The sequence below is a fragment of the Aequorivita marina genome (assembly GCF_031631895.2).
Lineage (GTDB): Bacteria > Bacteroidota > Bacteroidia > Flavobacteriales > Flavobacteriaceae > Aequorivita > Aequorivita marina.
The window spans coordinates 1-14,662 of record NZ_JAVMBW020000009.1 but is presented as its reverse complement, the minus strand read 5'-3'; the positions used below and the strand labels follow the sequence as shown (position 1 = coordinate 14,662).

At 39.7% G+C, this 14,662-nt stretch carries 11 protein-coding genes and 1 pseudogene; 4 read left to right on the top strand and 8 right to left on the bottom strand.

Annotated features, from left to right (window positions below):
• Positions 1 to 2: 2 nt before the first annotated feature.
• The 7 genes from QPK98_RS10550 to QPK98_RS10520 all read right to left on the bottom strand — a co-directional run bounded on the left by QPK98_RS10550 (position 3) and on the right by QPK98_RS10520 (position 7,377).
• Positions 3 to 764 carry a UDP-2,3-diacylglucosamine diphosphatase gene (locus tag QPK98_RS10550; protein ID WP_310993286.1) on the bottom strand — a complete coding sequence of 254 codons (762 nt, stop codon included), beginning with the start codon at positions 762 to 764 and terminating at the stop codon, positions 3 to 5.
• 84 nt (positions 765 to 848) lie between these two features.
• On the bottom strand, positions 849 to 1,298 hold the full coding sequence (locus QPK98_RS10545; protein WP_310993285.1) for a 6-pyruvoyl trahydropterin synthase family protein: 450 nt from the start codon (positions 1,296 to 1,298) through the stop codon (positions 849 to 851).
• Between the two features lie 149 nt (positions 1,299 to 1,447).
• Positions 1,448 to 1,981 (bottom strand): lipid-binding SYLF domain-containing protein, encoded by a 534-nt coding sequence (locus tag QPK98_RS10540; RefSeq protein ID WP_310993284.1) that lies wholly within the window; start codon positions 1,979 to 1,981, stop codon positions 1,448 to 1,450.
• A 141-nt stretch (positions 1,982 to 2,122) separates the two neighbouring features.
• The gene (locus QPK98_RS15745; protein ID WP_435373100.1) at positions 2,123 to 2,476 is read right to left on the bottom strand and encodes a hypothetical protein; all 354 of its coding nucleotides are present in this window, start codon (positions 2,474 to 2,476) and stop codon (positions 2,123 to 2,125) included.
• Between the two features lie 85 nt (positions 2,477 to 2,561).
• Positions 2,562 to 3,485, bottom strand: a complete 924-nt coding sequence (locus QPK98_RS10530; protein WP_310993281.1) for a DUF6268 family outer membrane beta-barrel protein — start codon at positions 3,483 to 3,485, stop codon at positions 2,562 to 2,564.
• A 250-nt stretch (positions 3,486 to 3,735) separates the two neighbouring features.
• Positions 3,736 to 5,238, bottom strand: a complete 1,503-nt coding sequence (locus QPK98_RS10525; RefSeq protein ID WP_310993426.1) for an aminotransferase class V-fold PLP-dependent enzyme — start codon at positions 5,236 to 5,238, stop codon at positions 3,736 to 3,738.
• A gap of 66 nt (positions 5,239 to 5,304) precedes the next feature.
• Positions 5,305 to 7,377 (bottom strand): protein-disulfide reductase DsbD family protein, encoded by a 2,073-nt coding sequence (locus QPK98_RS10520; RefSeq protein ID WP_310993280.1) that lies wholly within the window; start codon positions 7,375 to 7,377, stop codon positions 5,305 to 5,307.
• Positions 7,378 to 7,795: 418 nt separating this feature from the next.
• Here QPK98_RS10520 and QPK98_RS10515 point away from each other — a divergent pair, with 418 nt between their 5' ends.
• From QPK98_RS10515 to ltrA, 4 genes are all read left to right on the top strand, one after another.
• On the top strand, positions 7,796 to 8,329 hold the full coding sequence (locus tag QPK98_RS10515; RefSeq protein WP_310993279.1) for a hypothetical protein: 534 nt from the start codon (positions 7,796 to 7,798) through the stop codon (positions 8,327 to 8,329).
• A gap of 173 nt (positions 8,330 to 8,502) precedes the next feature.
• Positions 8,503 to 11,925, top strand: coding sequence for an isoleucine--tRNA ligase (ileS, locus tag QPK98_RS10510; protein ID WP_310993278.1), 3,423 nt, complete (start codon positions 8,503 to 8,505; stop codon positions 11,923 to 11,925).
• Between the two features lie 2 nt (positions 11,926 to 11,927).
• Positions 11,928 to 12,311 carry a TraR/DksA family transcriptional regulator gene (locus tag QPK98_RS10505; protein WP_310993277.1) on the top strand — a complete coding sequence of 128 codons (384 nt, stop codon included), beginning with the start codon at positions 11,928 to 11,930 and terminating at the stop codon, positions 12,309 to 12,311.
• 472 nt (positions 12,312 to 12,783) lie between these two features.
• A complete protein-coding gene (gene ltrA / locus QPK98_RS10500; protein WP_310993276.1) occupies positions 12,784 to 14,229 on the top strand; it encodes a group II intron reverse transcriptase/maturase in 1,446 nt (481 codons plus the stop codon).
• 115 nt (positions 14,230 to 14,344) lie between these two features.
• Here ltrA and QPK98_RS10495 read toward each other — a convergent pair.
• Positions 14,345 to 14,485 (bottom strand): annotated as a pseudogene (locus tag QPK98_RS10495) (tRNA dihydrouridine synthase DusB); the annotation flags it as partial.
• Positions 14,486 to 14,662: the final 177 nt, after the last annotated feature.

Below are 14,662 nucleotides of genomic sequence, written 5' to 3'. Positions count from 1 at the left end.
AATCAGTTTTTTTGAAAGGTTTTTAACTCGAACGATGCGCCATCAAAAACGCCGTAAGTATAGTGGTTTATCCAATCTCCTAGGTTGTAGTAAGTTGAATTTTTGCCAACTTCTATGTCCATAGGCAAGTGGCGATGGCCAAAAATAAAGTAGTCGTAGTGCTTGCTTTCCAGTTTTCGTTTGGAGTATTGGGCGAGCCATTCTTTTTCTTCACCTAAAAAGGCTTTGTCGTCCTCGCCAGAAATCAGTTTGTTTTTTATGGAAAGATGTTGTGCCAAGCGTACGCCAAGATCTGGGTGCAACCACCGGAACAGCCATTTTGAAAATGGATTGGTAAACACCTTTTTCATGCGTTTGTAGCCTTTGTCTCCAGGGCCTAATCCATCGCCATGGCCAATTAAAAAATGCTTGTTGTTAAATTCAAATTCCTTTGGTTTGTGATATACAGGTATGTTTAATTCCTTGTCAAAATAATCATCCATCCATAGATCGTGGTTCCCGACAAAAAAATGAATCTGGATGCCACTATCACGAAGTTCGGCTAGTTTCCCAAGGGTTCTAACAAAACCTTTTGGTACAACTGTTTTGTATTCAAACCAAAAGTCGAAGAGATCTCCGAGTAAAAATATGGCTTCGGCATCTTCTTTTATAGTGTCTAGCCATTTTACAAAAATCTTTTCACGTGCTAAACTTTCGGAATGGGTAGGAGCGCCAAGATGATTGTCGCTGGAAAAATATATTTTCTTGCCTTGTGGGATTTGCATTTCGCAAAGATAGTAAAACCGATGTGTTGCCTTGAGTATATTTGTTATGAAGCTTGAAATGTTCTAACAATATTGTAGAATAATTTAATTATCCGCAGCAACCCACTCGGCATAACTGCTGTCAGTTTCCTGAAGTTTTAACGCGTAAAGTTGAATGTTTTTCGGTAAGCGATGCTTTATTTTTTCTGAAAAATCTATTACCATCATTTCGCTGGTGGGTTGATAATCTACTAAGAGAACATTGTGTCCGCGATTGCTTAATTCCTTTGCCAATTCAACATGGGGCGTATTTTTATTAAAAACGGTAGCATGGTCAAAAACATCTACTATTTCTTCTTTTACAATTTTCTTTAAATCGCCAAAATCTATCACCATTCCAAGCTTTACGTTATCGCTATCGGTAATAGGGCTGCCAATTACCGTTACTGAAAGCTTGTAGCTATGGCCGTGAACATTACGACACTTACCGTCATAACCGTACAGGGCATGACCGGTTTCAAAGGAAAATTGCTTGGTAATTCGTATTCTTTGCATCGCTTTTATTTAGGCCGCAAAGATACTACTTTTTGGATTGAAGCATTTTAAGCGGTATCTCTTCTTTTTGTAACATAAAAAAACCGTTTTAAACCTATATAGATTTAAAACGGTTAATTCTGATTTTAAAAAGAAAGTATAACTAGTGCTTAGTCAAAGTCTTCAAAATCAAATTTTTGTCCACCTACTGATACTTCGGCCATTAAACCTTTTTTTGGAAGTGTAAAAACGGCGAAACCATCTGTATAGGTTACATCAAATGAAGGTGGACTTTGGTTTGCTGCAATAGCGGAAACATTAGAACCAAAACTGAAATCATCGTCCATAAAATCTTGAACAGCTTTGTCGGTTTTTAGAAATATAATTTCACTAAAAGCTTTTCCACCAATTTGCGCACCAACATCTAATTGTTTTAGGCTTGCCATTCCTACAAGTACGCCTCTTTCATAAACTGCACCGTTTCCTGAGGCAGCGCCAATAATAACGGCGCCCTTGCCTATATTTGGAAAAATTGCATACGCTTTGGCATCGTCAAAATAACCCTGCAATTTCGGATTCGCATCTAAAAAAGCTGCTTTTGCTTTTTGAGCATCGTTTATTATTTTTTGGTCATCAGCATTTTGAGCAAATATTGAGATACTGAAAACTAGCATCAGCATCATTAAAAGTTTCTTAGTTTTCATAACTTTGGTTTTTTAATTCGATGTTAAAAGTACCTTTTTTAGAAAGTGGGGTGGGTTAAAATAACGTTATAGTATATACAAAAAAGCCCCAATTTTTTTAAAATAGGTCTTTAAGAGCTTAATATTTAAGGTGTATGCTGCTTATTTAATAACTTTTTTAACCAATAAATAGAAGTCGTCGTCCAAGGGAAGATAGCCTTGATCGTACAAATAAAAGTACGTAGCGCCTGATTTTGTAGTATATATACTGGTAAAGGAATCAAAATTAAACCCCATGCGCAACAGTTTAGATTTTGGGACTTTGGTTTTGTCTTTGGTGTTCAATCTTCGAAGAATACGGTAATTCCTACGAAGCCGATTATTAATGTTTCGAATTAAGTTGTTACTGTCTTTGTTTAGCAAATTATTAAACGTGTTCCGGCAGAAGTCACTGCAAAACCTTTTATCAGCGCGTCCTCTAATTTTAACCCCACATTGTGAACAATTTCGTTCCATAGTCTAAATATAATTATTCCATTGTTCAAAAACCAATTCCAAATATAAATGTTTGTTTTTGAGGTTAATAGCTAGTTCTTTAAGCTCACTTACTTCGGGTTTCCATAGGTTTCGCCTTTTCTTTAAGGTGAAACCTATAAATGGCTTCAAATTTTAGAAAAATTCCACCATTTAATGAGGGGTTGAACTGGGTACGATCATCTCCAATACTAATGGCCGATATGCCAAGGTCTATCTTGTCACCCTGAGCGTAGGTTTCATAGTTATTACTGGAATAGCCCACTTTTGCACGTAATAAAACACTTTCTTCAAAAGCGTTGAACTGTAGATAGCCTGCAAATTCCAAAGAGCTTAAATCTGCATAGCGCGGCGGTGAGTTTTTAGTTTGAAAATTATAGCTTCTGCCAATGCCGAAGTAATCTATGCCAATGCTTGTAGTTCCTAATTTATAGCTTATGTCTGCAGCAATGGGCAGGCTTACATCCATTTCAAAGCGCTTGTTCGGGCTTAAATAATACCAGCCTAAAATAGGAGTTGTAAAAAGACCAAATGCTTCTTGGGTAGCATAAATCCCGAAGCGATATTTAAAATTGGGGTTTCTTTTTAGCTTTAACAATGCAAATCCGCCAAAATAGAAATCCTTACTGCTAATGCTATTATAATCTGAAGCTACTTTTGGAAGCAAAACAACTGTTGTGCTCCATTTTTCAGACCAAGTGGAAGCCATTCCTAATTTAAGATTGGTGCTATAAAGATTTACATATGCTGTTTTCGGGTAGAGTTGTACGCTATTTAAGCTGAAATCTGCTCCAGAAATCAAAGCGTGATTTTCGTTTAATACAATGGGAAGCGTAAATCCTAAATCAAAAGACGTAACGTTGGTGTTACTGGCCGAGCCTTCAAAATTATTGTTTAAAGCTTGCCCATAACTTACACGGAAGAGATCGACGTAATCTTGGGCGCCGGCAGCAAGTGGAAGTAAAAGAAATAGAACGAATAGTTTTTTCAAATTGTGGTGGTGAAATGCCAATGCTTGAATTTTATCTTTTTAAAGTAGTCGTGTCCGACTAAGACATAAGACCGCTGCGCTAAAAGACATAAGACGTAAGACTTGCTTTTTAATCGATAAATTTTGATGCTAAGTATAATAGCATGCTGTCATTAAATAAAAATATTCTAATGACCTATTATCTTTGACCTAACAAATTTTCTCACTCTTTTAATCGGACACTAATGTTTTAAAGATAAAATAAAAAACACTAGAACGTAAACCAGGACTCCATTTTATTATCTGCGGGTTCGTTTTTATGGAAAAATTCGTTGCTTTTAGAGTTGTATTTATAGTCCTTGCTCCATTCGGAAAAGTTTTCGGCGAGTTCTTTTATTGCATCACAAACAAAATGTGCTTCGGCATTGGTGCTGGTTGGGTTAAGAGACATCCGTATCCAGCCGGGTTTGTGAGTAAGGTCGCCACCATCAATTTCGCAGGTAATGGTGTTGGAGGTTTCTTGATCTACGTGCAGTAAATAGTGCCCGTAGGTTCCGGCACAGGAGCAGCCACCTCGGGTTTGGATTCCAAAACGGTCGTTAAGAAGCTTTACACCCAGATTAAAGTGAAGGTCTTCAATGTAAAAACTAACTACCGCCAAGCGGTCTTCCGTCTGCGGTGCCAGAATTTTTAGATTGGGAATGGCTTTTAGTTTTTCAAAAACAATCTCAAGCAATTCGTGTTCGCGTTTTAGAATGTTTTCAACTCCCATTTTTTCTTTTAATCGTATAGAAAGCGCTGTGCGAATGGTTTGTAGGAATCCAGGAGTACCGCCGTCTTCGCGTGTTTCAATGTCGTCAATATACCTGTGGTTTCCCCACGGATTGGTCCATTCAACTGTGCCACCTCCGGGGTTATCTGGGATGTTGTTTTTATAAAGGTTGTCATTAAAAATAAGTACGCCACTGGTTCCAGGCCCCCCCAAGAATTTATGGGGTGAAAAGAAAATTGCGTCCAAATGTGCGCCCTCTTCTTCAGGATGCATGTCTATGGCAATATAAGGTGCAGAGCAAGCAAAATCAACAAAGCATAAACCGTCATTTTTATGCATTAATTTGGCTATTTCATGATATGGGGTTTGAATGCCGGTAACGTTGGAACAACCGGTAATTGCTGCAATTTTTATGGGACGGTCCTTGTATTTTTCTACAATTTCAGCAAAGCTATCCATACATACCAAAACATTGTTATTTGGAGGGATTACGACTACGTCTGCAATAGTTTCCAGCCATGAGGTTTGATTGCTATGGTGTTCCATATGCGTTACAAACACAACCGGTTTTATTTTATCTGGAATTTTGGTGTAATCTTTTAAACTCTCAGGAATTTTAAGCCCCAAAATACGCTGAAACTTGCTTATGGCACCTGTCATTCCACTGCCTGTGGTTATAAGCACATCATTTTGATCTGCGTTTACGTGCTGCTTAATTATTTTACGTGCCTCGTGATAGGCTTTTGTCATGGCTGTTCCCGTAACCGATGTTTCGGTATGAGTATTTGCTACAAAAGGCCCAAAGTCTTGAAGTAATTTTTCCTCAATAGGAGCATAGAGTCTTCCACTGGCCGTCCAATCAGTATAAATAATTTTTTTTCTTCCGAAGGGAGAATCAAAATCCTGATTGATGCCTACAATATTATTCCGAAAAGGTTGAAAATACTTTTCCAGTGAAATTGCAGCTTCATTTTCTTCCGAAATATTTTTTGAAGATATCATCATGCGTTATTTTAAAAATTACTAAAAAGTTAATCAACACGGCTATAACAAGAAATGTGATTGCTTTTACTCCTCAAAAGCTTTGGTTCCTTTTTGAAGCCAGTCGTAATATTCATCTATATCTGGGGTGTAGCCAACGGGGTCTATAAGGTTTTCTTCGTTATGATCCATCAGCACATAGAAGGGCTGCGCGTTTGCCTTATATCTTAAAATTTGGAATTCGCTCCATTTCTGACCAATGTACTTTAGCCTTTTTCCAGATAATTCCGAAATATACGGTTCATCTTCCGGGAGTGGTCTTTTATCATCTACATAAAGTGAAATAAGAACAATATCTTGGTTTAGGAGCTTCAATACTTTTGGCTCGCTCCATACGCGTTCCTCCATCTTTCTACAGTTTACGCAGGCGTGACCTGTAAAGTCTACTAATACTGGTTTGCCAACTTTTTTGGCGTAGGCTAATCCCGTTTCGTAGTCGTGAAAAGCTATAATATCGTGTGGTCCAAGATGGGCACCTTCTGGGAATTCTGCCGTGCTAGAGACGCCACCACCGGAACCTAGTTTTGTATAACCTACACCATACGGAGATTCGCTATACTGCATTGGCGGTGGGAAACCACTAATCAATTTTAGAGGCGCGCCCCATAATCCGGGAATCAAATAAATAGTAAATGCTCCTACTAGAAGTGCTAAGCTTAAGCGACCTACTGAAAGATGTTTCATTGGGGAATCGTTTGGAAGTTGGAATTTTCCAAATAAATATAAAGTCAAGGCTCCAAAAACTACAATCCAAATGGCTAAGAAGACTTCTCGTTCTAGCCAATGTAATTGAAGTACAAGATCGGCATTGGAAAGGAATTTGAATGCAAAAGCTAATTCTAAAAACCCTAAAAATACTTTAACGGTATTCAACCATCCTCCAGATTTTGGTAGCGAGTTCATCCATCCGGGGAATGCTGCAAATAGTGCGAAGGGCATAGCTAATGCTAATGAAAACCCGAACATACCTACAAAGGGTGCAATTCCACCTTTGGAAGCGGCTTCAACCAGGAGTGTTCCAATAATAGGACCGGTACAAGAGAAAGAAACAATAGCTAGTGCTAGCGCCATAAAAAAGATTCCAATCAATCCGCCTCGGTCTGCCTGCTTGTCTACTTTATTAGCCCATGAATTGGGTAACATTATCTCAAACGCCCCTAAAAAGGACAGTGCAAAAACCACTAGTAATAAAAAGAAGGCGAAGTTGAACCACACGTTGGTGGATAGTGCATTAAGCGCATCGGCACCAAAGAACCATGTTACAACTGCTCCTAGAACTACATATATTACAATTATTGCTAAACCATAAATTATTGCATTTCGAATTCCTTGAGCTCGTGATTTACTTTGTTTTGTAAAAAAGCTTACCGTCATAGGGATCATTGGGAATATACAGGGCGTTAACAATGCTGTAAACCCGAAAAGGAAGGCAACTAAAAAAATGGTCCAAAGTCCTCTTTTCTCTTGTTTTTTTGTTTGTTGTACTGCAGCTTCAGAGCTATCGGAATTTTGAACCTTATTAGTTTCAGTCGTTGCGTTTTTTGTATCGGCAGCGGGTGTATCTTCAGTGGTATCTGTGTCAGTTTGGGTGGCTTCAGGCTTGGTTGTATCATCTGGAATTACACCGGTAACAGCTCCTTCCTTTGGCGCAGGTATTTCAAAAGTTAAATCTATATAGTTTGGGGGTAAACAACGCGTGTCGTCACAGACCATAAATTCTACTTCGCCCTTTATTGTAGTGCCTTCATTGCCGGTTAGGGCTATTCTTTGTGTAAAGGTGGCTGTGTTTGAAAAGAAGGTAATAACCATGTCAAAAACTTGGTCGTGTTCGGTTGTGCCCTTGCTTTCTTTTACATCGCCTATAGCTTTATAAGCACTGTTTTCCTCAAAAGTAAATACCGTAGGTAGTGGGCCGTCCTCAGGTACTTCTTGTGAATATAGATGCCAATTGTCATCTATAGTAGCTTTAGAGATGAGGTCGTATTCCGTTTCCGATATTTTCTTAACACTGGTAGACCATTTTACGGGGTCTAGAATTTGAGCTTGCAGGGAAGTAGTTGCAACAAAAACGAGGAGAAGGTAGAGAAAAATTTTATGCATAGTCAAGTTTAATTTTTTCGCCAAAAACGTTAAGTAAAAACCAATATGTTTTTTGGACTAGTATTATTATGAGCCAGATTTTAAAAAAACCCTTAAGGCTGGGTTCACAAATATACTGATAGGTTCGGATTTTTATTTGAAAAAACCTAAATATTCTGGTATATTCTAATTGATGTTTGGAATCATAGCTAAACTTTAACATCTTAATTTATACTGAGATAGTATTCTCCCAAAGCTTGCCCAGTAAATAGGAAGCTTATTACGGAAAACAAGATGAATTTTCATAAAAAAATATTAAGTATGATTTAAAATAAAACTTACGTATTACTTTCGCAGCCTATTACAATAAAAACAACTAAATCAAGTTTTTAATCTTGATTGGGAAATCAAAACAATTAAATTGACAAGAAATCAAACTATGAAAACAACAAAATTAATTTTACTTTTTACAATTGCAATGGCTACCCTTAGCTGTAGTAGTGATGACGACAATGGGCCAGAACCATACACGCTTTCTACCAATAACTTTGTAGACACTTATAAAATGAAATTTTTAGAAGTTATAGAAGTAGAAACAATTACCTTTAGTAATGGTAGCACATCTACATCTACATCTACTACTGTGGGAAGTGTTTTTCAGAATGTACAGTATGAATTCAATTCAGACAATACCTTTACTGCCACAGGACTATATAATACACAGACTACCATAACAAATCCTGATGGTTCAACAACTGTTGAAGATCCAATTATTGTAAATCTAGATGAATCTGGAACTTACGCCTTAAACACGGGAAACAGTAAAGTTACAATTACCGATGATGATGGTAATGCAAGAGCCTTTGAGATTAAGGATTATAAGGAAACAGGAATGACCCTCTTTTCTGAAAACACAACTATTCTAGATAATAGTTCTACAACTATAACTAAGGAATATAGATTTTCTAAATAGGGCTTGCTAACTGATTAATCTTTTTAAAACGCTGCTTTTTTAAAAGTGGCGTTTTTTTGTTTTATAAATTGCATGTAATCACGAAGTGTTAGAAATCAATTATTTCTTTTAAAAACCTTACTTTTGCAGCCTGTCTGACAAATTGGGCAGCACTTTACGGTAACAATAACATTATGAGCAAGAATTTTAAAGAATACAACGGATTAGACCTCCCAAAATTGGCGGAGGAGATACAGCATTTCTGGAAAGACGAAAACATCTTTGAAGAGAGTATTTCCATTCGTGAAGGAGCAGAACCTTTTGTGTTTTTTGAAGGACCACCTTCTGCCAATGGTCTGCCGGGAATCCACCACGTTATGGCGCGTGCCATAAAAGATATTTTCTGCCGCTATAAAACCCAAAAAGGTTTTAAGGTAGATCGGAAAGCAGGTTGGGATACGCACGGTTTGCCAATTGAATTGGGTGTTGAAAAGGAACTCGGAATTACCAAAGAAGACATTGGTAAAAAGATCTCGGTAGAAGAATACAACGCAGCTTGTAAAAAAGCGGTTATGCGTTACACCGATGTGTGGAATAACCTTACTGAACGGGCTGGCTATTGGGTAGATATGGAAACTCCATACGTTACCTACGAGTCAAAGTATATGGAAACCGTTTGGTGGCTGCTGAAGGAGATATACAACAAAGATTTAATTTACAAAGGCTACACCATTCAGCCGTATTCACCAAAAGCGGGTACTGGTCTGAGCTCACACGAACTTAACCAACCGGGAACTTATCAAGATATTACAGATACAACCGTTGTAGCACAGTTTAAAGCAGTGGCAGAAACCTTGCCCGATTTTCTGGCCGAAGAGTCAAACAACATCTGGTTTCTTGCCTGGACAACCACGCCATGGACGCTTCCTAGCAACACCGCGCTAACGGTAGGGAACAAAATAGAATACGTATTGGTAAAAACCTTTAACCAATATACCTTTCAGCCTATCAACGTAATTTTGGCGAAGAATTTGGTAGCAAACCTTTTCGCAAGTAAATATGAAGAAAAGCCCAATGAAGAGTCTTTGGAGGCTTTTACTCAAGGCGATAAAACAATACCGTATTATATAGTTAAGGAGTTTACCGGAGCAGATTTGGTAGGGATGCGTTACGAACAGTTATTGGAGTATGCAAAACCACATGACAATCCTGAAAATGCCTTTAGAATAATTGCCGGCGACTTTGTTACAACCGAAGACGGAACCGGAATCGTCCATACCGCACCCACCTTTGGTGCCGATGATGCCAAGGTAGCAAAAGAAGCCGTACCGGCAATTCCGCCCATGTTGGTAAAAGATGACAACGGCAACCTTGTGCCGCTGGTAGATCTTCAGGGTAAGTTCCGACCAGAAATGAAGGAACACGCTGGTAAATATGTAAAAAACGAATATTATGACGACGCCGATGTGCCTGAAAAATCGGTAGATGTTGAGCTGGCCATAAAGCTAAAAACCGAAAATAAGGCGTTTAAAGTTGAGAAATACCTTCACAGCTACCCAAATTGCTGGCGTACCGACAAGCCAATTTTATATTATCCGTTAGACTCCTGGTTTATACGCGTAACCGAATTTCGCGATAGAATGTTCGAGCTTAACAAAGAAATTAATTGGAAGCCAAAATCAACCGGGGAGGGCCGTTTTGGAAACTGGCTTGCAAATGCCAACGACTGGAACCTTTCGCGTTCCCGATATTGGGGAATCCCGTTGCCAATATGGAGAACCGAAGATGGAAAGGAAGAAGTTATCGTAGGCTCAATTTCAGAACTTAAAGCCGAAATGAAGAAAGCTGTTGCAGCTGGATTTATGGCGAATGATATCTATGAAGATTTTACCGCTGGCGATCTTTCCGAAGAAAACTACGCCCAGGTAGATTTACATAAAAACATTGTTGATGGTATAACGCTGGTTTCCCCAAGTGGAAAGCCCATGAAGCGCGAGGCCGATTTGATAGATGTGTGGTTTGACAGTGGAAGCATGCCGTACGCACAATGGCATTATCCCTTTGAAAACAAGGAAAAAGTTGAAAACACATGGCGCCAAGCAGATTTTATAGCAGAAGGCGTAGATCAAACCCGCGGCTGGTTTTATACCCTACATGCCATTGCCACCATGATTTTTGACGATGTAGCTTATAAAAATGTAGTTTCAAACGGCCTGGTTTTAGACAAAAATGGCCAGAAGATGAGCAAGCGCCTTGGCAATGCCGTAGATCCTTTTGAGACCTTGGATGTTTATGGGCCAGATGCCACCCGTTGGTATATGATAAGTAATGCCAATCCGTGGGACAACTTGAAATTTGACCAGGACGGAATCTCTGAAATCCGCAATAAGTTTTTTGGTACGCTTTACAATACCTACAACTTTTTCGCCCTGTATGCTAATCTCGATAATTTTGAGTATCTTGAAGACGATCTTCCCTTGGAAAAACGACCCGAGATAGACCGTTGGATACTTTCAGAATTGCATACGCTTATCCAAAAAGTGGACGATTATTATGCCGATTATGAGCCTACCAAAGCAACACGTGCTATTTCGGAATTTGTTCAGGAAAACTTGAGCAATTGGTTTGTGCGTTTAAGCCGAAGAAGATATTGGAAAGGCAGTTATAACGACGATAAAATTTCGGCATACCAAACGCTGTACACTTGTTTAGAAACCGTAGCCAAATTAAGTGCTCCAGTAGCTCCATTTTTTATGGATAGGCTTTATAAAGATTTGAGTTCGGGACGGTCTAAAAAAGAAAAGTCGCAGGGCGGAATAGAAGTGTCGGTCCATTTAACCAATTTCCCAAAAGCAGACGCTTCTTTTATTGATAAAAAGTTGGAACACAAGATGCAAAAGGCACAAACCATATCATCATTGGTCTTGTCTTTGCGTCAAAAAGAACGTATAAAAGTACGGCAACCGCTTCAAAAGATAATGATTCCGGTTTTGGAGGCTTCGGAAAGCGAAGAGATCCTTGCAGTTTCAGAATTGATTAAAAGCGAAGTAAACGTTAAGGAAATAGAGTTGATTGACGAAGGATCTGGAATGTTGGTAAAACAAATAAAACCAGATTTTAAAGCATTAGGCCCCCGATTTGGTAAGGATATGAAAGCTGTGGCAGCAGCAATATCGGGATTTGACCAAGATCAAATTGCAACAATTGAGAAAGACGGGGAAATATCAGTTTCTATTAACGAAAAAAATACTATTTTGGCGCTGGCAGATGTAATTATAAGCTCACAGGATATTCCTGGCTGGTTGGTTGCAAATGCAGATGGAGTTACCGTAGCTCTCGATGTTACCATAACACCAGATTTGCGAAATGAAGGTATAGCGAGAGAACTAGTTAACAGAATTCAAAACCTGCGTAAAGACAGCGGTTTTGAAGTGACGGATAAGGTTTCGGTCGTGCTTCAGGAAAATGAAAAACTGAATGCGGCGGTAAACCAAAATCTGGAATATATAAAAGAAGAGACATTAACCGAGGAATTGCAATTTCAAACAAAAATTGATCAAGGAACGGAAATTGCATTCGATGACATTAAAACGCTAATTAGCATTAAAAAACATTAATCATGGCAGACACAGAAAAAACAAAATATTCAGATGCCGAACTGGAAGAATTTAGAGCACTTTTAAACGAAAAAATAAATAAGGCAACGGAGCAATTGGAAATGATTCAAAGCTCTTATAAAAACGACAGCAATAACGGTACCGACGATACTTCGCCTACATTCAAGGCTTTTGATGAGGGCAGTGAGGTAATGAGCAAGGAAACTTCCTCGCAGTTGGCCATCCGTCAGGAAAAATTTATCCGCGATCTTAAAAATGCGTTGGTACGTATTGAAAACAAGACCTACGGTGTTTGCCGCGTAACCGGAAAACTCATTAATAAAGAACGTTTAAAACTGGTTCCGCACGCTACCTTGAGTATTGAGGCCAAAAACTTGCAAAAGTAGTTCCATCTACAGGCTTTCCCATGAGCAATTGAATGGGTAATTTTCACAGCTCCGCAATATCGCGGGGCTTTTTTGTTTGCTATGCATGTTCATTATCTCTAGGGTTGAAGTCCCGAACGGGCTTATTTTGACGAGAACCGTTAGTTGAGGGCAAGGGTGTCCATCGTGAGGTGAAATCCGAAAGAAGCCTAAAACAAAAGTCGGTGCCAACGAACAGAAACTGCATACTAAGGCTTACCCAGAGGGCAATGTGGCAATAGGCACAGACGCCCAAAAGTCGTCCGTAATCGGGGGTAGTAAATGCAGTGGTATTGACTGGAAGATAATGGGCCTAACGTAGGAGGTCTCCGGTTCGAGAGGGCTGGAGAAGTCAGCAGAAGCCATAGTACCGTTACAAATATTGGGTAACGCCAATATAGGGAAGGGCTGAATTTTCAATTAAGGAGCAGTGGTTCTGTAAATCGCAACAACTATGATGAAGCCAGGAAAATACGAAAACTTCCAGATGGGTCTTTTTGACGAATGGGAGTGTAGCCAAACGGTGAAAGGTACTGACGTATTCAGTATCCGAAGCGGTTTGGTACGGCGGGAGTGGTTGTCGAGGTGCAGAAAAGAACGAGCCTTGACCCAAGATTTGATGAGTGAGATAGCGGACTTAAAGAATCTTGACACCGCATTGCGGAGAGTAATCAGTAACAAGGGAAGTGCAGGCATTGACGGGATGAGCCTTGAAGAACTCGGCGATTGGTTCAGCAGCCACTACCGAGCACTTCAGCACCAGTTAACGACGTGCACTTATCGAGTTACGGCAGTTAAAGAAGTATTAATACCCAAACCGAATGGCGGGAAACGCCAACTCGGTATTCCCACGGTCAAAGACCGCTTGGTACAACAAGCGATAAGCCAAGTGCTATCAAAACGCTATGACCCCACATTTTCAGACCATAGCTACGGTTTTCGCCCCAAGCGCAATGCCCATCAGGCACTCCGCAAGGCAGGCGGTTATGTAGCAGCGGGCAAGAATTGGATAGTCGATATAGACTTGGCGAAATTCTTTGACGAAGTGAACCACGACCGTTTGCTGTGGCAATTAAGTACCCGTATTGGCGACAAGAGAGTACTTAGCCTGATAGGGAAGTTTCTTCGCGCAGGAATGCTGAGCGGAGGGATGACCAATCAGCGGGTAAAGGGAACGCCGCAAGGCAGTCCGTTATCCCCGTTATTGTCCAATATCGTTTTAGATGAACTGGACAAGGAACTGGAGCGAAGAGGACATTGTTTTGTACGCTACGCCGACGACATTATTGTAATGGTCGGGAGCGAACTGGCGTCAGAACGGGTGATGAAAACTCTTTCAGAATTTATCGAAAGTCGAATGCGACTGAAGATAAACAAAGAAAAGAGCGAAATCAGCCGCCCTCACGAACTCAACTTTCTTGGACATAGTATTTTAAAGGACGGAAGTTTAGGACTAAGCCGAAAGAGCGAACAACGCTTTAGGGCAAAGTTAAAACGGCTTACCAAACGCAACAGGGGCATTGGCCTTGAGCAGATGATAGGCGAGCTAACCCCCGTACTACGAGGCTGGCTCAATTACTTCAAATATGCAAGGATGAGAAATCGTCTTTGCAATATCGAAGCTTGGCTACGCCGTAGATTAAGATGCTACCGTTTAAAACAATGCAAGCGGGCGCTGGGTATAGCAAGGTTATTGACCAAACTGGGCGTTCCTTGGAACCGAAGCTGGACAACAGCGGGCAGCTCCAAAGGTTGGTTCAGGCTGTCAATGACCCACGCAGTACACGAGGGAATGAACTTGGAATGGTTCAAGAAGACGGGATTATACAGTTTAACAGCGAATTACGGTTACCCATTGAGAAAACCGCCTAATACGAGAGACGTACGTTGGGTGGTGTGAGAGGACAGCAAAGATAGGGGTAATTACCTACCTTTGCTTCCTACTCGATTATGGTAGATATTTCTTAATATTGTTTTCCAAACCCCTAGCTCTCGAGTCTATTCTACGCAAACCCCTAATCATCTATGGGAGTATTTATAGCTTCCAAAACTATGAATAAACCATCACTGTTCAGCATTCTCATTCGGTAATCCTTAAAGTTTGTAATGTCTTTAAAATAATTGGTGTAATGCTTACGGGTCTCAAAAACGCCCAAAACTCCAATTTTTAATTATTTGTCAAATAAACATCGTAAAGCCGAATGAAACTCTGATTATTTAACAAATTATTTGGTTTATAACGGATAAAATTATATCTTTATGAAATCATAACTCCCCAGAAATAAGATTAATCTTTAAATTATAAAGTTATGAGTAAAAATTTTACCCCCCCC

Excerpts from the sequence above, each read along its gene's own strand:
- QPK98_RS10550 (WP_310993286.1), bottom strand. The coding sequence starts at position 764 with ATGCAAATCCCACAAGGCAAGAAAATATATTTTTCCAGCGACAATCAT.
- QPK98_RS10545 (WP_310993285.1), bottom strand. The coding sequence starts at position 1,298 with ATGCAAAGAATACGAATTACCAAGCAATTTTCCTTTGAAACCGGTCAT.
- QPK98_RS10540 (WP_310993284.1), bottom strand. The coding sequence starts at position 1,981 with ATGAAAACTAAGAAACTTTTAATGATGCTGATGCTAGTTTTCAGTATC.
- QPK98_RS15745 (WP_435373100.1), bottom strand. The coding sequence starts at position 2,476 with ATGGAACGAAATTGTTCACAATGTGGGGTTAAAATTAGAGGACGCGCT.
- QPK98_RS10525 (WP_310993426.1), bottom strand. The coding sequence starts at position 5,238 with ATGATATCTTCAAAAAATATTTCGGAAGAAAATGAAGCTGCAATTTCA.
- QPK98_RS10520 (WP_310993280.1), bottom strand. The coding sequence starts at position 7,377 with ATGCATAAAATTTTTCTCTACCTTCTCCTCGTTTTTGTTGCAACTACT.
- QPK98_RS10515 (WP_310993279.1), top strand. The coding sequence starts at position 7,796 with ATGAAAACAACAAAATTAATTTTACTTTTTACAATTGCAATGGCTACC.
- ileS (WP_310993278.1), top strand. The coding sequence starts at position 8,503 with ATGAGCAAGAATTTTAAAGAATACAACGGATTAGACCTCCCAAAATTG.
- QPK98_RS10505 (WP_310993277.1), top strand. The coding sequence starts at position 11,928 with ATGGCAGACACAGAAAAAACAAAATATTCAGATGCCGAACTGGAAGAA.
- ltrA (WP_310993276.1), top strand. The coding sequence starts at position 12,784 with ATGATGAAGCCAGGAAAATACGAAAACTTCCAGATGGGTCTTTTTGAC.